The organism is Microbacterium sp. LMI1x-1-1.1 (assembly GCF_040676205.1).
In the GTDB taxonomy this organism is placed as follows: Bacteria; Actinomycetota; Actinomycetes; order Actinomycetales; family Microbacteriaceae; genus Microbacterium; species Microbacterium aquilitoris.
This window is the reverse complement of the sequence record NZ_JBEGHM010000002.1, coordinates 47,629-68,755: the sequence shown is the minus strand read 5'-3', so window position 1 is coordinate 68,755 and position 21,127 is coordinate 47,629. Positions and strand designations below refer to the sequence as shown.

Below are 21,127 nucleotides of genomic sequence, written 5' to 3'. Positions count from 1 at the left end.
CCCTCACCGGAGTCCGAACCGGCGGAGGACGCGGCCCACGGTGCGGCGCAGGGTCGGGGTCGGAGTCGGGGCGGGCGCCGGCTTGGACGCCGGGGTCGAGTCCGTCGACGGTCGGCTGCTGCGCTCGAGGATGCGGCGGTCCTTGTCGGCACGCACGGTCCACGCGCCCGGCCCTCCCGGAGCGCGGTCACCGACGCGGACGTCGATCGTGCCGGCGCCGACGCCGGGCACGATGAGCTGCGCCGCGCCGTCGGCGATGCGCAGGCGAGCCGGGCGATCGGAGAGCTTGGACGCCCCCGCGGCCCACACGCCGACGACGGTCTCCACCTCGCCGGCGCCGTCATGGTGACCCGCGAGCTCGAGCACGAGGTCGCCGTCGACGAGAGCGGCGCTCTCGGGCGTCAACCGACGCACCGCTTCACGCTGGCCGCCGGGGATGATCGTCGCGTTCGTGCTGTCGTTCGGGTAGACGAGGTGCAGCCGGCCGTCGGTCAGCGTGACGGAGGCCGGGATCGTCGACTTCAGAGGACGATCGGTGGAGCTGTTGCCGAAGCGAGCGTGCACGTGGAGGTCCCAGTGCGTGGCCTCCTCGAGCGGGGCTCCCGAGGCGGCCGCGGCGGGGTCGACGGTGAACGACGCCGTCGCCGAGACGCGGACGGTGCCGTCGGGAAGGTCCTCGACGCGCACGTCGCTCTCGAGCGGCAGCGCCCAGGCGATGCGCGAACGACGCGAGCGCACGAGCCCCGAGACGGTGATCCCGTCGACGTCGGCCGTCATGTCGGTCGCCTCGGCGCTCACGAGGTCGCGGACCTCGGTCGGGAGTCCCTTGCGGATCCGGTCGCCGTCCCTCACCAGAGCGGGGACGGTCCCCTTGGAGTCCGCCCAGGTCACGTCGCTCGAGACGTGCAGGATGCCGCCCCGCCACTCCACCGTGGTCGCACGCGCCCACCCGGGAACGGCGGCGTCGGAGACGCAGATCTCCTCGAGAAGGTCCTGGCGATCGGCGCGGAGGAGCTCCGCGCGCACCCGCTTGGAGGAGTTCATGCGTCCCTCGAGACGCGCGAAGTCGAAGTCCCGCTGCAGCTTCTGCGCCTGCTCGAACATGAACCGCCGCTGCTTGGGCGTGCGCGTGACGTACTTGGAATCGAAGACGCCCACGAGACGGTTGCCGTACTGGTGCAGCTCGAGCTGCTCGCGCTGCAGGCGGTTCTCCTCGCCGGGGAGCTCGTCGATGATCGATTGGCAGACCCGCGGCAGCCACCGCCAGAAGTCCTCGCCGTGCTTGACGAAGGTCGAGGACCCGCTCCCCTTGGTCGTCACCCAGTGGTAGTAGGGGACGGAGGTCAGCGTCGAGATCACGCGGGCGTGGCGGGAGACCAGGACGTTGAAGAAGATGTCCTCCCACAGCACACGGGCACCCTCGATGAACCGGATGCCGTGTTCGTTGAGGAATGCGCGACGGTACATCTTGTGCGGGTTCATCGGGATCAGCGGGTGCACGTCCGTCCGGCCGATGGACTGCGGCCGGTCCTCGTCGTACGTGCCCATCCCCCACGACGCCGACGTCGTCCGCGCCTCCTTGCCGTTGACGGCGTCGGCGTTGTTCGCGACTCCGAACTCGTATGCCGCTCGGAGCGCGTCCGGGTACAGCTCGTCGTCGTGGTCCATGAACGCGATGTACTCGCCCTGGGCCAGCTCGATCCCGACGTTGCGGGGCTTGGAAGGCCAGCCTGAGTTCTCGATCGCCTCGACCCGGACGTTGCTGTGCGTCTCCGCGAGCTTCCGCAAGCGCTGCAGGGTGTCGTCCGGGGAGCCGTCGTCGACGAAGATCACCTCGAACTCCGACGCCGGCATCGTCTGCCGCTCGAGCGAGCCGACGAGTCGGGCGAGGCCCTCGACGGACGTCTTGTACGTGGGCACGACGACGGAGACCTTGATCACCCGTTCATTTTAGGGGCGGGTCCGCCGCCGACCAGGATTCGCCGTCCGGGTTCTCCGTGTCCCTATGGGACGATGGGTGCCATGAAGGGCATCATTCTCGCGGGGGGTTCGGGGACGCGACTGCACCCGATCACATTGGGCGTGTCGAAGCAGCTGATCCCGGTGTACGACAAGCCGATGATCTACTACCCGCTGTCGACGTTGATGCTGGCCGGCATCCGCGACATCCTCATCATCACGACGCCGCACGACGCGGAGCATTTCGAGCGCCTCCTGGGGGACGGGTCGCAGTTCGGAGTACGGCTCTCGTTCGCTCAGCAACCGTCGCCGGACGGGCTGGCCCAGGCGTTCACGATCGGCGCGGACCACATCGGCGACGACAAGGTCGCGCTCGTCCTGGGCGACAACCTGCTCTACGGTCCGGGCCTCGGATCGCAGTTGGCCCGGTTCGACGACGTCGACGGAGGTGCGGTGTTCGCGTACTACGTGGGCGAGCCCCAGGCGTACGGCGTGGTCGAGTTCGACGAGGACGGCCGCGCGATCTCACTGGAGGAGAAGCCGGCGGAGCCGAAGTCGAACTACGCGGTGCCCGGGCTCTACTTCTACGACAACGACGTGGTGCAGATCGCGAGGGACCTGAAGCCCTCGCCGCGCGGCGAGTACGAGATCACCGACATCAACAGCGCCTACCTGGCCGCGGGCAAGCTGCAGGTCCAGGTGCTCCCGCGAGGCACCGCCTGGCTCGACACGGGGACGTTCGATCAGATGCTGGATGCCGGTGAGTACGTCCGCACGATGGAGCGCCGCACGGGGCTGAAGATCGGGGTGCCCGAAGAGGTCGCGTGGCGGCAGGGATTCCTCACCGACGACGAGCTCCGCGCCCGTGCCGAGAAACTCGTCAAATCCGGATACGGCACGTATCTCCTCGACATCCTGAACAGGGGCTTCTGACCATGGCACACCTTCTCGTGACCGGGGGCGCCGGTTTCATCGGGTCCAACTTCGTCCACCACGTCGTCGCGCACACCGATCACACCGTGACGGTGCTCGACAAGCTCACCTACGCCGGCAATGAGGCGTCGCTGGCCGGGCTCCCCGAGGATCGGGTCGACCTGGTCGTCGGCGACATCGCCGACGCCGAGCTCGTGGACGGACTGTTCGAAAAGGCGGATGCCGTCGTCCACTACGCCGCGGAGTCCCACAACGACAATTCGCTGCACGATCCCCGTCCGTTCCTGGACACCAACATCATCGGCACGTACACGCTGCTCGAGGCCGCTCGTCGCCACGACACCCGGCTGCACCACATCTCCACCGACGAGGTCTACGGCGACCTCGAGCTCGACGACCCGGCGCGGTTCACGGAGCACACCCCGTACAACCCGTCGTCGCCGTACTCGTCCACCAAGGCCGGCAGCGACCTTCTCGTGCGCGCCTGGGTCCGCTCGTTCGGGGTCCGGGCGACGATCAGCAACTGCTCGAACAACTACGGGCCGTACCAGCACGTCGAGAAGTTCATCCCGCGACAGATCACGAATGTGCTGCGCGGCATCCGTCCCAAGCTCTACGGCAAGGGCGAGAACGTCCGAGACTGGATCCATGCCGACGATCACTCCTCCGCCGTGCTGACCATCCTCGACAAGGGTGAGATCGGCGAGACCTACCTCATCGGCGCTGACGGCGAGAAGGACAACAAGACCGTCGTGGAGCTCATCCTTCAGCTCATGGGGCACTCCCCCGACGCGTACGACCACGTCACCGACCGCGCCGGGCACGACCTCCGCTACGCGATCGACTCCACCAAGCTCCGCACCGAGCTCGGCTGGTCGCCCACCTACCGCGACTTCGAGGCGGGTCTTGCCGCCACGATCGACTGGTACCGGGCGAACGAGGCGTGGTGGGCGCCCGCCAAGGACGGCGTCGAGGCCTTCTACGCCAGCAAGGGTCAGTGAGCGTGACGGATTTCGGTAAAGCGCTCGCGCCCGTCGAGACCGGCATCCCCGGGCTCGTCCTGTGGGATCTTCCCGTGCACGGCGACAGCCGCGGGTGGTTCAAGGAGAACTGGCAGCGCGAGAAGATGACGGCCGCCGGCCTCGCCGACTTCGGTCCCGTGCAGAACAACATCTCGTTCAACGACGCCGTGGGGACGACCCGCGGCATCCATGCCGAACCGTGGGACAAGTGGGTCTCCGTCGCGACCGGCCGCATCTTCGGAGCATGGGTCGATCTGCGCGAGGGACCCACCTTCGGCACCGTGTTCACGGCCGAGCTCGACCCCTCGCGGGCGATCTTCGTCCCCCGCGGCGTCGGCAACTCGTACCAGACCCTCGAGCCCGACACCGCCTACACGTACCTCGTGAACGACCACTGGTCTCCGGAGGCGTCCTACTCGTTCCTCAACCTCGCCGACGAAACCGCGGCGATCGACTGGCCGATCCCCCTGGCCGAGGTGGAGATCTCCGCGAAGGACCTGGCCCACCCGCGGCTGTCCGACGTCGTCCCGATCCCGCCGAAGAAGACACTCGTCGTCGGCGCCAACGGCCAGCTCGGACTCGCGCTGCGCGCCGCGTACGACGGCGACCCGAGCGTCGACTTCGCCGGTCGAGCCGAGCTCGACCTGACGGGCGACCTCTCCCACGCACGCCGGTGGCGCGACTACGGCACGATCGTCAACGCCGCCGCCTATACGGCCGTCGACGCCGCCGAGACCGATCGCGCCGGCGCCTGGGCGGGCAATGTCTCCGCCGTTTCGCAGCTCGCGCGGATCGCGACCGACAACGGCATCACGCTCGTGCACGTCTCGAGCGACTACGTCTTCGACGGCGCAGCGGATGCCCCCTATGCCGAGGACGCGCCGGTCGCTCCCCTGGGCGTGTACGGGCAGACCAAGGCCGCAGCCGATGCCATCGTCGTGACCGTCCCCCGCCACTACGTCGTCCGGACGTCCTGGGTCATCGGCGAGGGCAAGAACTTCGTGCGCACGATGGCGACCCTCGCCGAGCGAGGCGTCGCCCCCTCGGTCGTCGACGACCAGATCGGACGTCTGACCTTCACCGACGACATCGCCCGCGGCATCCGTCACCTGGTCAAGACCGGCGCCCCGTTCGGCACCTACAACCTGACGGGGGCGGGAGGTCCCGCCTCGTGGGCCGAGATCGCGGGCGAGGTGTTCGAGCTCACGGGACACGACCGCGACATGGTCACCGGTGTCAGCACCGACGAGTACTTCGCCTCGGCGACGGGGCCCGTGGCGCCGCGGCCGCGCTGGTCGGTGCTCGATCTCGCGAAGATCGAGGCCACCGGTTTCGCGCCGCGCGAATGGCGCGACTCGCTGCGCGACCTCCTCGGCTGAGCCGGACGGTCGCGCGGCGGATCAGCCCCGTTCGAGTTCGGCGAAGGCGTCGTCGATGGGACCGTCGAACACGACGTTGCCCTTGCGGATGACGACGCCGCGCGAGCACAGGTTCTTCACGATGTTCTTGCTGTGACTGACGATCATCATCGTGACGCCCTGGTCGGCCAGTTCGCGCAGCTTCGCCTCGCACTTCGCCCGGAAGGGCGCGTCACCGACGGACAGCACCTCATCGACGAGGAGGACGTCGAGCTCCACGTGGATCGCGACGCTGAAGGCCAGGCGCATGAACATGCCGGAGGAGTAGTGCTTGACCTCCTGCTCGATGAAGTCGCCGATGCCGCTGAACTCGACGATCTCGTCGTAGCGCTCCTTCGTCTCCTTCTCGGTCATCCCGAGGATGGCGGCGTTCAGGAAGACGTTCTCGCGGCCCGTGAGGTCGGGGTGGAAGCCGGCGCCGACCTCGATGAGACCGGCGACACGTCCGCGCGTGAACACGCGGCCTTCGTCGGGCTCGAGGACTCCGGAGACGAGCTTCAGAGTCGTGGACTTGCCCGAGCCGTTGAGGCCCATGATCGCGACGGACTCGCCCTCCCCGATCTGGAAGGAGATGTCGTTCAGTGCCTGGAACTGGCGCGAGCGCGTCGACTGCCGCTTGACGACGCCGATGAAAGCGTCCTTCAGCGACCGCGCGGAGCGCTTGTTGAACCACTTCGAGACGTGCTCGACGATGATGCGGGGCTGAGCTTCGGTGGCGTTACGAGTCGACATCACAGGTCCTGGGCGAAAGTGCGCTCGGCGCGACGGAAGACGAACTGACCGGCGAACAGCGTCACGAGGATGACACCGACGGAGGCCACGACATGCCACTCGAACTGCGGCGGCCACCCGAGGTTGTCGGGCACCGGCGATGCGGCGTTCACGACGGGGAGCGCCCCCCAGAACGCGTGGTGGAACATCTCCACCGCGACGGCGAGCGGGTTGGACAGCCAGACGTGGAAGAGCCAGCGGAAGTTCTCGGTCCGGTGGTAGACCATCGCCCACGTGTAGAGGACGGGCACGGACCACGTCGCGATCGTCCGGATGATGTCGACCGTGTTGCTCGCATCGCGGAAGCGGACGTTCACCGCCGCGAAGAAGAGGCCGAGACCGGTCACGAAGAGGAGGACGAGCAGCATGCCGAGCAGGACCAGCCCGACGGCGGCGAAGCTCGGCAGCCATCCGAACAGGAGGCTCACGATGATGAGCACGGCCAGCTGCGGGAGGAAGTGCGTGAAGGCGCCGATGATCGCCGCCAGCGGGAAGAGCTCGCGCGGGAGGTAGATCTTGCGCACCAGGGCGCGATTGCTCACGATCGACTGCGTCGCGGCCCCGAGGGTCTCGTTGAACAGGTTCACGAGCACGAGCCCGCTGAACAGGTACAGCGGGAAGGCAGGGACGTTCTTGTGGACCTGGAGGATCTCGCCGATGACGATGTAGTAGACGAGGAACTGCACCGTCGGTCGGACATACGACCAGAACCATCCGAGGACGGAATTGCGGTAGCGGAGCGCCGTGCTCTTCCCGATCAGCAGCCGAAGCAGGTAGCGGTACTCGAAGACGTCGAGGAGTCCGCGACCACGTCCGGGCGTGTCGAAGGCGCTGTAATCGATCTGTGTCACGGGGTTCCTTGCGAAGGCGGGTACCGCGGAGCGGCGGATGCCGTTCAGGCCGTCGATCATCCTATCCGACGGTTCCTGAGCACCCTCGGATCATCAGCGCAGGAAGTCGCCGCTCACCCAGCCCGTCCTGCCCTGGTAGGTGACCTTGCGCCAGACACCCGAGGTGCCGGTCACGGTCAGTTTCGTCCCCTTCGGGATGACGCTGATCTTGGTTCCGGACGCCGACGGGGTCGCCCGGAAGTTGAGATCGGCCGTGGTCGTCTTCACGACCGCCGCCGGCGTCGACGACACCGCCTTCAGCTCGGAGTCCCGCATCCAGCCCTTCGTCGTGCCGGCGGTGACGGCTCGCCACGCACCGAAGGTGTCGGAGACGGTGACCTTCGTGCCGGCCTTCAGCGTCGTCAGGACCTTGCCCGACGCGGACGCCGTCGCACGAAGCGGTGTGGCCGCGATGCTCTGCTTGCTCTGACCGGAGACCGCCCCCGGGTTCTTCGCCGACAGCTTCGACGTGAACACCCAGCCCGTCATCCCGTCGACGGTGATCTTCGTGCGATCACCCGAGGCAGACAGCGCCTTGACGGTCGTCCCCTTGCGGAGCGTCGCCTGGATCGTCGCCGACGACACCGACGGCGTCATGTTCGTCGTGGTCGCGAGGTACATCGTCTTCGCCGCCGGAGCGATCGCGCCGAGCTCGGAGTCCCGCATCCAGCCCTTCGTCGTGCCGGCGGTGACCGCGCGCCACGCACCGAAGGTGTCGTAGACGGTGACCTTCGTGCCCGCCTTCAGCGTCGTAAGGACCTTGCCCGAGGCGGACGCCGTCGCCCGAAGCGGCGTGGCCGCGATGCTCTGCTTGCTCTGACCGGAGACCGCCCCCGGGTTTTTCGCCGACAGCTTCGACGTGAACACCCAGCCCGTCAACCCGTCGACGGTGATCTTCGAGCGATCACCCGAGACAGACAGAGCCTTGACGGTCGTCCCCTTGCGGAGCGTCGCCTGGATCGTCGCCGACGATACCGACGGCGTCATGTTCGTCGTGGTCGCCAGGTACATCGTCTTCACTGCCGGAGCGATCGCGCCGAGCTCGGAGTCCCGCATCCACCCCTTGGTCGTGCCTGCGGTGACGGCACGCCACTGCCCGTACGCGTCGTAGACGGTGACCTTCGTGCCGGCCTTCAGCGTCGTCAGGACCTTGCCCGACGCGGACGCCGTCGCACGAAGCGGCGTGGCCGCGATGCTCTGCTTGCTCTGACCGGCCGCGGCGCCCGGGTTCTTCGCCACCAGCTTCGACGAGGTGACCCAGCCCGTGATCCCGTCGACCGTCACCCGCGTGCGGTTCCCCGAGACCGACGAAGCCTTGACCGCCGCGCCCTTTCGGAGTGTCGCCACGATCACCGTCGACGTGGCCGTCGAGGCCACATTGTCGGGCGCCGAGAGGTACTTCGTGGTCACGACCGGCATGACCGCGCCGAGCTCGGAGTCCCGCATCCAGCCCTTCGTCGTGCCGGCGGTCACCGCGCGCCACGCACCGAAGGTGTCGTAGACGGTGACCTTCGTGCCCGCCTTCAGCGTCGTCAGGATCTTGCCCGAGGCGGATGCCGTCGCACGCAGCGGCGTGGCCGCGATGCTCTGCCGATCCTGGCCGGAGGTCCCGCCGGGGTTCCCGACCGAGAGCTTCGACGAGTACACCCACCCCGTCATGCCGTCGACCGTGATCTGGGTACGGTCACCCGACACCGTCAGCGCCTTGACGGTCGTCCCCTTGCGGAGCGTCGCCTGGATCGCCGTCGACGAGACCGACGGCGTCATGTTCGTCGTCGTCGCCAAGTACATCGTCGACGCCGGAGGGGCATCGTTCTTGACGGTCATGTAGTCGCTGTGGGACCAGTAAGTGGCTCCCGAGACCTGGATGCGCCACCAGACGCCGTACACACCGGTGCGCTGGTAGGTCTGCCCCCGGGTGATCGCACGCACGCCGGTCTGGCACTGCGTCGAGGGGGCCTTACGGGCATTGAGGCTGTCGGTGACGACCGTGATCGTGCCGGTCGCCTTCGTCACGCTCGACTCGGCGGGGACCGCACACGCGCCGCCGGCGGGCGCCGGCGTCGACAGGGCGGACTTCGCGACCCACAGGGAGGTGGATCCGCTCGTCACCCGCGCCCACGAGCCGTAGGTGCCCGTGAGGGTCACCTTCGCTGAGGCCTTGAGCGAGGTCGCGCCGGTGGTGCAGCCGCTGACCGGGGCAGTGCGCCCCGTGGTCGCGGTCGTGACCGCAGCGGGGCCCGATGCCGGGAGGACGTCGGCGGCCGCCGGCGCGGTGCACGCCTTGACGAGTGCCGCGGCTCCGCCGGGGTTCTTCGACACCTCGGGGGCGAACCACTGCACGTAGTAGTTGTAGAAGTTGCGGTTGCCGTAGCTCGAGCACGAGTCGCCCTGCGCGTACCCGGCGGCGAGCGCCGCCATGTTGGGGCGGTACGGCGTGTAGATGTACAGGTTCGCCGTCGCCTGGTTCTTGATGAGCACCTTGGAGCTGCCGCACGCACTGTTGGGGTGCCACTTGATCGAGTTCACCTGCCCCTTGCGGTAGCTGTACGACCCGGGGTTCTTCGCGTAGACCTGCTGCTGGCGGGCACCGAGGTAGACCTGGTTGACGAACCCGGCGGATGCCGCGCTGCACGGCGCCGTGTCGGGGCAGTTCATGCCCATCGCGGCGCGGTAGCTCCACTCGGTGGGCTTGGTGGAGGTGACGAGGCCCTGCTCCTTCTGGAGCATCACCAGGATCACCTTCGGGCTGATGTTGCACGCCTTGCCGATGGTGGCGATGATCTCCGAGGCGCGGACCTTCGTCTTCGCCGCGACCGCGTTGCAGTAGGCGTCCTTCGACTTCGGCTGCAGGTCGGCGGTGAAGTTCCGCAGGCAGGTCGGCCCTGAGGTCGCCTTGCACGAGGGGACGCGCTTCTCGAGGAACGACTGCGCCTGCGCGGCGGTCATCGATCCTCCGTTGAAGAACTCCGCGTCGCTGATGATGAAGCCGCCATCGGTGATCGACGAGGGCAGGCGGGGATCGGCCGCCTGAGCCGCCGTCGTGGGGACGACGGCCATGAGGACGCTGAGCGACAGCACGGTCGCCAACACCATCGCCATGCGCCGAAGGGGGTGTCGGGGCACGGAAGATGTGAGGCGCATGTGAACAGTGTTACTGAAGTCACGCTCTGATACCAGTCGAGACGGAAGATGTCTCGTGCGACACGCCGCTGCCACGGCGTTCACAGCCGACGTCAGAGTTCCGCGTGGAGTTGCCAGACGCGTTCCGCCGCGCCCGCCCAGCTGAACGCGCGACCCCGATCGGCTGCCAGGACGGCGAGCCGCTCGACCGTCGACGTGGACGACAGCGTGGCGGCGAGTTCGTCCCCCAGCGAGCCCGGATCGCCGGCGGCGAAGGTCGCCCCGTCGAGCAGAAGCTCTCGGTGGGTCGCACTCTCGGCCGCGACGATCGGGAGACCCAGTCGGAGGGCGTCGAGCGTCCGCCACGGGAACGCGCGCGAATCCGCGGGGGCGAGGTATGCGACGGCGCCGGCCATCACGGCGGCACGGTCGGGCGCTCCGAGGTGACCTCGCACGTGCAGGCGTCGTTCGGGCAATCCGGCCGCAGCGGCGAGCTCGGCGATCGCGGGCTCCTCCCCTTCGGGCGCGTCGATGACGACGACGGCGGTGTCCCGTCCGGACCGCACGACCGCCTCGAGCCCCGTCCGGAGCCGATCGGATGCCGCTGCCGAGCCGGCGAGCAGGACGTAGCCGTCGGGGAGGTCCAGCTCGCGGCGACGCCCGACCTCATCCGTGGGGACGCGTAGATCGTCCGAGGGCGCGCCCGCGATCACCCGCAGGCGATCACCGAGCGGGGCGAGCTCGGCCACTCGACGGGCGAGCTCGTGCGTGGGGACCACGACGGCGTCCGCGTGGCGGACAGCTCGGCGCAGCATGGCCCGGGACCAGGCGGCATCCGCTCGCGGAAGCTCGTCGGGGTCGTCCCACGGCCGCACGTCCCAGAGGGTCACGACGGTCTGATCGTGATCGTGGACGCGGTCGTGTCGGACGAGCGGGGCCGCGAGGGTCGCCGAGTGGATGAGCCCGTCACCGGCTCCCGCCCGGAGTCCGCGGCGCCAGAGAGCGGATGCCGCGGCCGATCCGACGGGCAGTCGGTCGGCGGCGGCGACCCCCTGATCCGCCAGCGTGTCGTCGCCGGCGTCGCTCGGGACGATGGCGCGCACCTCGCACCCGCTGGGGGCTGTGGCGACGAGCCCCGCCGCGAGCTCACGGGAGGCGACGACGAGGTCCGGCCCGGTCGCCGGGGCGGACGGGTCGAACACGACGCGGAGCGTGGTCGTCATCGGTGATCCCTCTCGGCCGTCACGGCGCGGTGCTCGGTGCCGGTGTCGGCGGGTGCAGGAGTCCGTCGGCCATCCCCCGGATCTTCTGCCAGTCCGCGGAGGTGGGGTTGTCGGGGTCGATGTTGACGCCCTTCGGGGTGAGCTCGAGGTCCTGGACCTTCTGATCCTTCGCCTTCGCGCCGAGGTCGACGAGGAACGGCAGCAACGAGTCGGGAATGTCGGTCTGCACGAGGTTCTTGCCCGCCGCGACGATCTCACTGAACCGGGTCACGACGGTCGACGGGGTGGCCTGGGCGAGGATCGCGGTCTGAAGTTCGCGCTGACGGCGCATGCGGTCCCAGTCGCTCGTCGTGTAACGGGAGCGTGCGTACCACTGCGCCGTCTGCCCGTCCATGTGCTGCTTCCCCTTCTCGATCCAGCCCGTCGCCCACTCCTCGGCGGGCTGGTCGTGGTACCGGGGACCCGGCCCCTCGGGAAGGCGTTCCTTGACCGTGATCGTCACTCCGCCGAGCGCGTCGACCAGGTCGGCGAAGCCGTGCATGTCGATGAAGACGTGGTACGGGATCTTGATGCCGAGGATCCCCTCGGCGGCGTCCTTCGTCGCCTCGACGGCTGGGGTGGAGTTCTGCGCCGCGGCATCCGGGTAGAGGCTCTTCCCGCGATCATCGCGGCACGTCTCGACGGCGTTCATGAGCTGGTTGATGCCCGAGGACCATCCGCAGGTCTGCCCCGCGTGCCCCTCGAACCCGTTCGGGTAGAGGTCGTGCATCGGGCCGTCGGAGAACGGCACGTGGCGCAGGTCACGCGGGATGCCGAAGATCGTGACGGCTCCCGATTCGGCGTTCACGGAGACGACCGAGATGCTGTCGAAGCGCATGGAGTCGCGTCCCTGACCGCTGTCGGCGCCGAGGAGGAGGAAGTTGTAGTAGCCGTCCGACGGGGGGACGCTGGGGCCCGACGCGAAGATCGACAGGCCCGATCGCAGCGGCGCGATCACCGACTGCGCCGTGTACGCGGCTGCGGAAGCGGGCACGAGGGCCAGGACGAGCGCCACGACCGTCGCCGCAGCGCGGGTCCGACCGGGGACACGGGGCAGCCGGACGAGGCGGAGCGTGTCGATCGTGAGCACGACCCACAGCGCCGCGTAGACCCAGAGCAGGATCTGCGCTCCGGTGAGCGTCCACGCCGAGGCCACGATCGACGTCAGCAGCGACCGCCACATCAGCCCCAGCAGCACGGCCGCCGCGAGCAGCACCCACATCACGATCGTCGCCACGAGGCCGACGCGACCGAGGCGTCGGTTGCCGGCGAGGGTCTGCGCCGAGCCGGGAAGCAGGAAATTGGATGCCACAAGCCACCACGCGCGCCGCGACATCATCGCGGGCGCCGAGTCGTCGGGGTGACGGAGCGGCCGCTCCTCGACGACGGAGCGTCCGCGCGTCGGAGTCGAGGTCGATCGCGGCGGGCTCATGACGCTCATCGGAGTACCTCCGTCGCGATCCGGCTCACAGGGAATCCTTGAGCCGTCGGTTCTTCTCCTCGACCTGCGACTCCAGGTCCCGGGCGTAGGCGGCGACGCGGTCGCCGACCTCCGCGTCCGTGGCGCCCAGCAGCCGCACAGCGAGAAGCCCGGCGTTCTTCGCGCCGTTGATGGAGACGGTGGCCACCGGGATGCCCGCGGGCATCTGGACGATGCTGAGAAGCGAGTCCAGGCCGTCGAGTGTCGAGAGCTGCACCGGGACGCCGATCACCGGGAGCGTCGTGACCGAGGCGAGCATGCCGGGCAGGTGAGCGGCGCCGCCCGCACCCGCGATGATGGCCCGCAGACCCCGCTCGCGCGCCTCACGCCCGTAGCGGAGCAGCTTGTCGGGGGTGCGGTGGGCGGAGACGACCTCGACTTCGTGCGCGATGCCGAAGTCCGTCAGGATCTGCGAGGCGTCGGACATGATGCGCCAGTCCGAGTCGGACCCCATCACGACGCCGATCAGAGGGGCGGAGGATGAGTGGAGGGGGCGATTCACTCGACCAGGCTAGGCGGGAGAGCTTGGAGAAGCCCGGAACGGCACGGGTCAATCGAGGAAGTAGGCCGCTGCCGCTCGCGCCTCGTAGACGACGGTGTCGAGATCGTCGCCGGCGACGTTGACGTGCCCCACCTTGCGGCCTGGACGGGGGTCCTTGCCGTAGGTGTGGATCTTGGCGGCAGGATGCGCCTCGAGGGCGGCGGGCAGGCGCTCACCGAGCGTCCCCTCGGCCGGCCCGCCGAGGATGTTCACCATTACGGCGTGCGGCGCGCGCAGCGCGGTGTCGCCCAGGGGCAGATCGAGGACGGCGCGCAGGTGCTGCTCGAACTGGCTCGTCACGGATCCGTCCTGCGTCCAGTGGCCGCTGTTGTGCGGACGCATCGCGAGTTCGTTGACGAGGAGCCGCTCGTCGCCCGTCTGGAAGAGCTCGACCGCGAGCATCCCGGTCACCCCGAGGCCCGTCGCGATCGCCTCGCCGATCTCGGCGGCGACGTCGGCGAGTCGGCCCGCCGAGTGGGGGGCCGGCGCGATCGCCTCGGCGCACACCCCGCCCTCCTGAACGGTCTCGACGACCGGGTAGACGATGAGGTCGCCCGACGGGCGCCGCGCGACCTGCTGGGCGAGCTCACGGCTGAAGGAGACGAGCTCCTCGGCGAGGAGCGCCCCGCCCTCCTCCAGCGCATCCAGCCAATCGGCCGCGTCGGCCGCGTCGGCGACGACGCGCACGCCCTTGCCGTCGTACCCGCCGCGCGGGGTCTTGACGACGGCGCGCCCGCCGTGCTCGGCGATGAAGGCGTCGAGGGATGCGGCATCCGCCACCGCGGCCCACTCGGGCTGCGGCATGCCCAGCTCGGCGAGCTTCGTGCGCATGTCGATCTTGTCCTGCGCGAAGGCGAGCGCATCGGGGCCGGGGTGCACGGCGACGCCGGCGGCGACGAGACCGCGGAGCACGTCCTGCGGCACATGCTCGTGATCGAAGGTGATGACGTCGACGTCCTTCGCGAAGGCGAGGACCGTCTCGAGGTCGCGGTAGTCGCCGACGGCAGAGGCTGCGAGTCCCGCCGACATCCCGGGCTCCTCCGCGAGCACCCGGACGTCGATGCCCATCTCCACGGCGGGCGCGATCATCATCCGCGCGAGCTGTCCGCCTCCGACGATTCCGACCTGCAGTGCCATGCCGCTCCTCCTGTCGTCTCCATCCTCGCGCATACCGGTGCCCGGTCGCAGACGGTCAGTCTTCGAGACCCGCGATCGGGATGCTGTGGGAGTCGCGGTGGGCGAGGATCTGGCTGACCTCGACCTGGTCCGACAGCGTCTCGTGCACGAGACGGACCGAGGGGATGTCGATCAGTCGGAGCGGTTCGTCCACGCCGTTGGCGAGGGTCAGCGTGCCGCTCCCCCACATCCGCTGCAACGGACCACGGCGCTCCGAGATCGTGTAGCCCCGGGCGTGCGGGATGTCGGTGCGACGCCGGTTGAGGAGTCCGGCCCGCTCGATGACGCGCCGGGTCGTGACCGTATAGGTGTGGGCGAGCCAGCGGAGGTACGGGAGGACCACGAAGAGGAGGATGACGGCGGATGCGGCGCCCCACAGCATCCAGTCCTCCCACGGTTCCGGGAGGTTCCCGCTGAAGTACCCGGTCGCCCCGGCGGTGACGATGAGGACGAGCGCGGACCAGGCCAGTCGACGGGCGTGGCGGTGCAGCCGGGCGATGACGAGTTCGGGCGCGGCGGTGCCGGGCGCAGGCGTCCGGGGACGTCCCGGATACGCGGTCGGCTGGCTCACGGCACCATCATGACGCGCCCGGCGCACCGGTCCGCGCCGACGCGCCCGGAGCGCATCGGACGGAGGTCATCGGACGTGCACGACATCGCCTGCGGAGACGACGTGCGTCACACCGGCGGCCTCGACGACGAGGCGCCCCTCGTCGTCGATCCGCTGCGCCGTGCCGACGAGGGTCGAGCCGTCCGGGAGCGAGACCGAGACGTCCGAGCCGAGCGTGGTGCACACCTCGCGCACCGCCTGCATCGCGGCATCCGCGACCGTCCCCCCGACGGCGAGCGCCGCGACGGCGTCGCGGAGGCCCGTCAGGTAGTCGGCCAGCAGGCGATCCTCGTCGGCCGTGCGGGCGAGGGCGGCGAAGGACGTCGCGGTGGGGACGGGGAGCTCGGCGGCGGTCATTCGCGTGTTGACACCCGCACCCACGACGACCGTGTGGGGGTCTCCGGGCATGACCTCGGCGAGGATGCCGCAGATCTTGAGCCCTCCGACGAGGACGTCGTTCGGCCACTTCAGTCCGACCTCTCGGCCCTCCAGCTGGTCGCGGACGGCGGAGGTCATGGCCGCGCCCGCCACGAGCGGGATCCGTCCGCGGGCGGACGTCGGAACCGCCTCGACGCGGAGGAGCACCGAGACGGCGAGCGCGGAGTCCGGCGGGGTCACCCAGGTGCGGTCGAGGCGACCGCGTCCCGCGCGCTGATCACGGGTGAGGACGACTGAGAGGTGGGGATGCCCCTCGGGATCGTCGAACGCATCGGTCAGGAGCTTCTTGTTCGTCGAGTCGACGCTCGGGGCGATGTGGAGGCGCGGGCTGACCGCGGCGGCGCGGGGGTAACCGTTCTCGGGGATCGACATGCCGCCACCCTAGAGTGCGGCGACGGTCAGGCCCCGCGGGTTGACAGGCGGGGCTCTGAGGGATGCCACAGCGGATCCGCCGTGCCGTTGTCGCCGGTATCCAACGCCGCCGCGGGCGCGCTCGCTAGGGTGGAACCCGTGACCGATCAGCCCGACCTGTTCACGACCGCCGGCAAGATCGCCGACCTGCGTGCACGCTATGAAGAAGCCGTCGTCTCCGCCGAGGAGACCGCCCGCACCAAGCAGGGCGCGAAGGGGAAGCTCACCGCCCGCCAGCGGATCGAGCTGCTCGTCGACCCCGGTTCGTTCGTCGAGCTCGACGAATACGTGCGGCACCGCACCACCGCGTTCGGCATGGACCGCTCCCGCCCCTACGGCGACTCGGTCGTGACCGGCACGGGCACGATCCACGGTCGCACCGTCGCGGTGTACTCGCAGGACTTCACGACCTTCGGCGGCTCTCTCGGCGAGGTCGCCGGCGAGAAGATCATCAAGGTCATGGAGCTGGCGCTGCGCAGCGGCATCCCGATCATCGGCATTCTGGACTCGGGCGGCGCCCGCATCCAGGAGGGTGTGGTCGCCCTCGGCAAGTACGGCGAGATCTTCCGCCTGAACACCGCGGCCTCGGGCGTCATCCCGCAGATCTCCCTCATCATGGGCCCGGCCGCCGGCGGCGCCGTCTACTCCCCCGCCCTCACCGACTTCGTCATCATGGTCGACAAGACCAGCCAGATGTTCGTCACCGGCCCCGACGTCATCAAGACCGTCACCGGCGAGGACGTCGGCATGGAGGAGCTCGGCGGTGCGCACACGCACAACACCCGCTCGGGAGTCGCCCACTACCTCGCCGAGGACGAGGACGACGCGATCGATTACGCGCGCACCCTCATCGGCTACCTGCCCGACAACAACATGTCAGATGCCCCCGGTTACGAATCGGGCTTCGAGTTCGAGACCACCGACTCCGACCGGGTGCTGAACACGGTCATCCCGGATTCGGCGAACCAGCCGTACGACATCCACGAGGTCATCTCGCACATCGTCGACGCCGGCGACTTCCTCGAGGTGCAGCCCCTGTTCGCCCCGAACATCGTCATCGGCTTCGGTCGCATCGAGGGACGGACGGTCGGCATCATCGCCAACCAGCCGTCGCAGATGGCCGGCACGCTGAACATCGACGCGGGCGAGAAGGCCAGCCGGTTCGTGCGCTTCTGCGACGCGTTCTCGATCCCGATCCTCACCCTCGTCGACGTCCCCGGCTACCTGCCCGGAACCGACCAGGAGTGGACCGGCGTCATCCGCCGCGGGGCGAAGCTGCTCTACGCCTACGCCGAGGCGACCGTCCCCCTCGTGACGGTGATCCTTCGGAAGGCCTACGGCGGCGCCTACATCGTCATGGGGTCCAAGCAGCTCGGTGCGGACATCAACCTCGCCTGGCCCACGGCGGAGATCGCCGTCATGGGCGGCCAGGGCGCGGTCAACATCCTCTACCGCGGCGAGATCAAGCGCGCGGAGGAGGCCGGCGAGGACGTCGCCGCCGTCCGCACCCGCCTCGCGAACGAGTACACCTACAACGTCGCCTCGCCGTTCCTCGCCGCCGAGCGCGGCGAACTCGACGGCATCATCGAGCCGGCGCAGACCCGCGTCGCCGTCGCGAAGGCGCTCCGCGCCCTCCGCGGCAAGCGCGCGAGCCAGCCGGCCAAGAAGCACGGGAACATCCCGCTGTGAGCCTGCCCGACGACGCCCCGACAGCCGCCCCACTGCAGGTGCGGCGCGGCGACGCGAGCCCTGAGGAACTCGCCGCGGTGATCGCCGTCGTCAGCGAATCGCTCGCCCGCGAGGAGCAGACGGCCGTCGTGGACGAACCGACCGTCTCGGCATGGCAGGTGTCGGCTCGCGGCGTGCGAAGCGGCCTCCGCCGCGACGTGCCCTGGGGTCGCTGGGCGGGCTGAGCGGCTGCGGTCGGCTTTGTCCCCCAAAGTACCTACAGACACGCTTTTCGCGACCAGGAAGACTAATACCGCTGGAACGCTTCTGCGTTCTGTCGATCCGTATCCCTCAGAGCGCGGATCGGCATGTGCAGGTCGGTTTTCGGGTAACCACCTGCATGGCGAGGGGCGGGCGGCTTCGCCGCCCCTCGCCTCTTCCCTCACCGGGATATCGGCGCGTCAGCGCATGACGCCGCGTCGCGCGTCAGCGCTCGATGGGCGAACGCGGGTGGGCGATCTCGTGCCAGAGGTCGACGACCTCATCCCCGTCGGGATCGTCGCGCCGACGCGAGCGGCCGACGACCGTGACCGCCACGCGCGGGTGCGGTGACGTGCGGATGTAGATGCGCTCCGACGACGCACCCTTGAGCGCCTCGGCCAGGTCGGCGCGGATGCGGTCGAGCGCGCCCGGGGACACGGCATCCAGCCCGCCCTCGTCGAGCACCGTCACGGTGCTGCCGCGCAGACGCGCCTCCTGGAGCCGCCCCCGGACCGCCTCGTCGAGAAGGCGGGGACCGCGGAGTTCGTCTCGGAGCGATCCCTCGGCCAGGCGCGCGCGTTCGCGCTCCTCCGGCTCGAGGTCGCCTTCGGATTCGATCGTGCGGATGAGGAGCGGCCCCGCGACGGCGAGGGCCTGCTGCACCCGGACACGGCGCTCACGGCGCCTGCCCTCCTGGCTCGCGAGCCACTCGAAGGAACGGCGTTGGATGCCGGTGAGTTCGGCGGTGTCGACGGCCGCCCGGTCGACGAGCGCCGTCAGCAGCTGCGCGGCGACGACCCAGACGGCCGCCCCCACGAGGCCGAGCGCGAGCGAGGCGAGGACGCCGATCCACAGCGACGAGGACACGCCGAGGAGCACGACGCCGATCCAGGCGATGAGGGGTCGCCGGCGCACGGTGACGATCGTGAGCAGCGCACCGATGCCGCCGAGACTCCAGGTGGCGAACGGCTCCTGCCGCGCGCTCTCGGCGACGGCCGACCACGTCGCGAGCGGGACGAGGACCGTCGTGGCGAGGACCAGCGCACACAGCCACAGCGGGAGTCCGCCCACGCGCGGCGCAGCACCGCCGGGAGCGGGCTCGACCTGCGGTGAGTCACCGCCCGGCCGTGGGGTGAACCCCCAGAAGACGCAGAGCCACGTCGTCACCAGGTACAGCGAGAGGGCCGCGATGAACAGGGCGGGCTGCGGCACCGGGGCCGTCCAGACGAGCCCGCCCACCGCCAGGTAGGCGGTGAAGACGACCGCCACGATCGACAATCCGGTCTGGACACGCACGTTCATCGCGTGTACTCCCATCGCAGCTCGACCGCGGTGCCGCGGCGGGTGCTGCGCACGCGCGCCTGCCCTCCGACGGCGGCGACGCGGGCGACGATCGACCCGCTGATCCCGAGGCGATCCTCAGGCACCGCCTGCACGTCGAACCCGTCGCCGGCATCGACGATCCGCACGACGACGCGGCGGTCGTCCGCCGTCACTTCGGCGTGAAGGCCGGCGCCGCCCGCGTGCTCGATCGCGTTGACGACGGCCTGCGCCGCGGCCAGAGCGAGGGCGCGCGCGACACGACCGGGGAGCGGCTGCGCGCGTTGGTCGACCGCGATCCGCACGTCGATGTCGACGTCGTGCTCGGCGGCGGCGGCGCGGATCCCATCGACGATGAACGTCGGCTCGACGGGTTCGTCGGGCCCCTCTTCGGCCTCGCGATCGGCGTTCGCCAGCCTCGTGAGGGCGTCTCGCGCCATCCCGACGGCCAGGTCGCGCTCGCGGGGGGTCGAGGCACGCTCGGCGGCGATGAGGGCGGCCAGCACGCTGTCGTGCATGAGAGCGGCGACGGAGATCCGTTCCTGCTCGACGGCGTCGGCCGCCGCCGCCGCGGCGTAGGAGCGGACGGCATCCTCGCGGGTGCGATCCAACCGCTCCGCCAGCAGCCGCAGCATCCAGCCGATCATGATCATGACGACGGCGAGGATGATGGCGTACACGACCTGACGCGACACCTGGATGACGCTCGTGACGTCGGCGCCGATCTGGATCAGCCGCACGACGCCGTAGAGCACCGGCACCAGCGCGCACCAGAGGTACTGCAGCAGCAGCGGGAACGCCAGGGCCGTCGCCACGGTCGCCACGTTCAGCAGGTACCAGATCCACGGTTCGGCGGTGGCGGATGCCTCGCGGCCCGCCGTCGCGATCGGCCAGCAGATCAGCACGAGGGGGAAGATGATCGCGAACGCCGCGGCGAGCGGCCGGTAGAACCGCCCCGCGACACCGGCGGCGATCATGAGCACGAGGGGTCCGAACGTGACGAACGTGAGGACCAGGTTCCAGCCGTGGTCCTCCTGGGTCGACCCGATCGCGTGGAACAGGGACTGGAGCCCGAGCACGGCGCACCCGACGGCGATGACGAACGCGAGGATGCGCTCGACGCGCTCGCGGGAGAAGAAGGTCGAATCGGGCGGGATCGTCAGCATCCCGGTCGTCGCGACCTCAGCTGCCACCGGAGTCCTCGTCGACCAGGCCGTCCTCCATCGCTCGGCGGAGAAGATCCACCTTCGTCGGGGCGGGACGGCCCACCTCGACGTACTTGACCCGCACGCGGGTGATGTTCTCCTTCGCCGTCGAATAGGCGACCCCGAGCCGTTCCGCGACGGACTTCAGCGGCAGACCCGCGGCGTAGAGACGCAACACGTCGCGCTCGCGTGACGACAGCTGCGCATCGGCGAACGCCCGGTCGCCGTCGATCGCCGACGCCCATTCGACGTTGTCGAGCGACTCGCCACGGGCGACCGTGTCGACGGCGGAGATGACCTCGTCGATCCGGGAAGCCTTGCTCACCACGCCGGCGGCCCCGGCGACCAGCGCCTCGCGCACCGCGGCGGGGCGGTCGGCCACGCTGTGGATGATGACCGGTGACCCGTCGTGGACGAGGCGCCTGACGTTCTCGGTCACGGTGGCCCCGTCGCCGAGGGTGAGATCGAGCACGACGACATCGGCAGGATGCTGCTGCGTGAGGGTCCGCCAGTCGAGGTATGCCGCGACGCTCTCTCCGGAGAAGACGACGCGCATCGTCTCCGTACGACTGCAGGCGGCCTCGAGGCCGAGTCGCACGGATTCGTGGTCGTCGATCAAGGCGACGCGGATCATGCGCT

18 protein-coding genes are annotated in these 21,127 nt (G+C 69.7%); 5 read left to right on the top strand and 13 right to left on the bottom strand.

Going from position 1 to position 21,127, the window contains the following annotated elements; translation table 11 throughout:
- Positions 1 to 3: 3 nt before the first annotated feature.
- A complete protein-coding gene (locus tag MRBLMI1x_RS07950; protein ID WP_018188742.1) occupies positions 4 to 1,941 on the bottom strand; it encodes a glycosyltransferase family 2 protein in 1,938 nt (645 codons plus the stop codon).
- An 81-nt stretch (positions 1,942 to 2,022) separates the two neighbouring features.
- Between MRBLMI1x_RS07950 and rfbA the strand changes: the two genes are divergently transcribed.
- From rfbA to MRBLMI1x_RS07935, 3 genes are read left to right on the top strand one after another with little or no spacing between them, the layout of a single operon-like run.
- Entirely contained in the window at positions 2,023 to 2,892 is an 870-nt protein-coding gene (gene rfbA / locus MRBLMI1x_RS07945; RefSeq protein WP_018188743.1) for a glucose-1-phosphate thymidylyltransferase RfbA, read from the top strand.
- Between the two features lie 2 nt (positions 2,893 to 2,894).
- A complete protein-coding gene (gene rfbB / locus MRBLMI1x_RS07940; protein WP_018188744.1) occupies positions 2,895 to 3,893 on the top strand; it encodes a dTDP-glucose 4,6-dehydratase in 999 nt (332 codons plus the stop codon).
- Entirely contained in the window at positions 3,890 to 5,293 is a 1,404-nt protein-coding gene (locus MRBLMI1x_RS07935; RefSeq protein WP_363457950.1) for a bifunctional dTDP-4-dehydrorhamnose 3,5-epimerase family protein/NAD(P)-dependent oxidoreductase, read from the top strand. Before rfbB ends, MRBLMI1x_RS07935 begins: the two co-directional genes overlap by 4 nt.
- Positions 5,294 to 5,314: 21 nt before the next feature.
- On the opposite strand, the gene MRBLMI1x_RS07930 is transcribed toward MRBLMI1x_RS07935, so the two are convergent.
- The 9 genes from MRBLMI1x_RS07930 to MRBLMI1x_RS07890 all read right to left on the bottom strand — a co-directional run bounded on the left by MRBLMI1x_RS07930 (position 5,315) and on the right by MRBLMI1x_RS07890 (position 15,995).
- A complete protein-coding gene (locus MRBLMI1x_RS07930; RefSeq protein WP_018188746.1) occupies positions 5,315 to 6,064 on the bottom strand; it encodes an ABC transporter ATP-binding protein in 750 nt (249 codons plus the stop codon).
- On the bottom strand, positions 6,064 to 6,954 hold the full coding sequence (locus tag MRBLMI1x_RS07925; protein WP_026303043.1) for an ABC transporter permease: 891 nt from the start codon (positions 6,952 to 6,954) through the stop codon (positions 6,064 to 6,066). Before MRBLMI1x_RS07925 ends, MRBLMI1x_RS07930 begins: the two co-directional genes overlap by 1 nt.
- A 93-nt stretch (positions 6,955 to 7,047) precedes the next feature.
- Positions 7,048 to 10,137, bottom strand: coding sequence for an SH3 domain-containing protein (locus MRBLMI1x_RS07920; RefSeq protein WP_363457945.1), 3,090 nt, complete (start codon positions 10,135 to 10,137; stop codon positions 7,048 to 7,050).
- A 92-nt stretch (positions 10,138 to 10,229) separates the two neighbouring features.
- Positions 10,230 to 11,339, bottom strand: coding sequence for a glycosyltransferase (locus tag MRBLMI1x_RS07915; RefSeq protein ID WP_018188749.1), 1,110 nt, complete (start codon positions 11,337 to 11,339; stop codon positions 10,230 to 10,232).
- Between the two features lie 19 nt (positions 11,340 to 11,358).
- Positions 11,359 to 12,819 carry an LCP family protein gene (locus tag MRBLMI1x_RS07910; RefSeq protein WP_020096742.1) on the bottom strand — a complete coding sequence of 487 codons (1,461 nt, stop codon included), beginning with the start codon at positions 12,817 to 12,819 and terminating at the stop codon, positions 11,359 to 11,361.
- Between the two features lie 25 nt (positions 12,820 to 12,844).
- On the bottom strand, positions 12,845 to 13,312 hold the full coding sequence (gene purE, locus MRBLMI1x_RS07905) for a 5-(carboxyamino)imidazole ribonucleotide mutase (protein ID WP_018188751.1): 468 nt from the start codon (positions 13,310 to 13,312) through the stop codon (positions 12,845 to 12,847).
- 96 nt (positions 13,313 to 13,408) lie between these two features.
- Positions 13,409 to 14,536: a 5-(carboxyamino)imidazole ribonucleotide synthase gene (locus MRBLMI1x_RS07900; protein ID WP_018188752.1), complete on the bottom strand. Its 1,128-nt coding sequence runs from the start codon at positions 14,534 to 14,536 to the stop codon at positions 13,409 to 13,411.
- A 55-nt stretch (positions 14,537 to 14,591) separates the two neighbouring features.
- Positions 14,592 to 15,146 carry a PH domain-containing protein gene (locus MRBLMI1x_RS07895; protein WP_020096739.1) on the bottom strand — a complete coding sequence of 185 codons (555 nt, stop codon included), beginning with the start codon at positions 15,144 to 15,146 and terminating at the stop codon, positions 14,592 to 14,594.
- 66 nt (positions 15,147 to 15,212) lie between these two features.
- Complete coding sequence (locus MRBLMI1x_RS07890) at positions 15,213 to 15,995, bottom strand: biotin--[acetyl-CoA-carboxylase] ligase (RefSeq protein ID WP_363457940.1); 783 nt, start codon at positions 15,993 to 15,995, stop codon at positions 15,213 to 15,215.
- Positions 15,996 to 16,124: 129 nt separating this feature from the next.
- On the opposite strand from MRBLMI1x_RS07890, the gene MRBLMI1x_RS07885 reads away from it, so the two are divergent.
- Both MRBLMI1x_RS07885 and MRBLMI1x_RS07880 read left to right on the top strand, forming a co-directional pair.
- Positions 16,125 to 17,723, top strand: a complete 1,599-nt coding sequence (locus MRBLMI1x_RS07885; RefSeq protein WP_116228596.1) for an acyl-CoA carboxylase subunit beta — start codon at positions 16,125 to 16,127, stop codon at positions 17,721 to 17,723.
- Entirely contained in the window at positions 17,720 to 17,947 is a 228-nt protein-coding gene (locus MRBLMI1x_RS07880; protein ID WP_018188756.1) for an acyl-CoA carboxylase subunit epsilon, read from the top strand. Before MRBLMI1x_RS07885 ends, MRBLMI1x_RS07880 begins: the two co-directional genes overlap by 4 nt.
- Positions 17,948 to 18,188: 241 nt before the next feature.
- On the opposite strand, the gene MRBLMI1x_RS07875 is transcribed toward MRBLMI1x_RS07880, so the two are convergent.
- Genes MRBLMI1x_RS07875 through MRBLMI1x_RS07865 form a run of 3 tightly spaced genes read right to left on the bottom strand, consistent with a single transcriptional unit; the run spans position 18,189 to position 21,122 of the window.
- Positions 18,189 to 19,265 carry a hypothetical protein gene (locus tag MRBLMI1x_RS07875; RefSeq protein WP_116228595.1) on the bottom strand — a complete coding sequence of 359 codons (1,077 nt, stop codon included), beginning with the start codon at positions 19,263 to 19,265 and terminating at the stop codon, positions 18,189 to 18,191.
- On the bottom strand, positions 19,262 to 20,476 hold the full coding sequence (locus tag MRBLMI1x_RS07870; protein WP_018188758.1) for an ATP-binding protein: 1,215 nt from the start codon (positions 20,474 to 20,476) through the stop codon (positions 19,262 to 19,264). The genes MRBLMI1x_RS07875 and MRBLMI1x_RS07870 overlap by 4 nt, the downstream gene beginning before the upstream one ends.
- Positions 20,466 to 21,122, bottom strand: a complete 657-nt coding sequence (locus tag MRBLMI1x_RS07865; RefSeq protein WP_018188759.1) for a response regulator transcription factor — start codon at positions 21,120 to 21,122, stop codon at positions 20,466 to 20,468. The genes MRBLMI1x_RS07870 and MRBLMI1x_RS07865 overlap by 11 nt, the downstream gene beginning before the upstream one ends.
- Positions 21,123 to 21,127 lie beyond the last annotated feature (5 nt).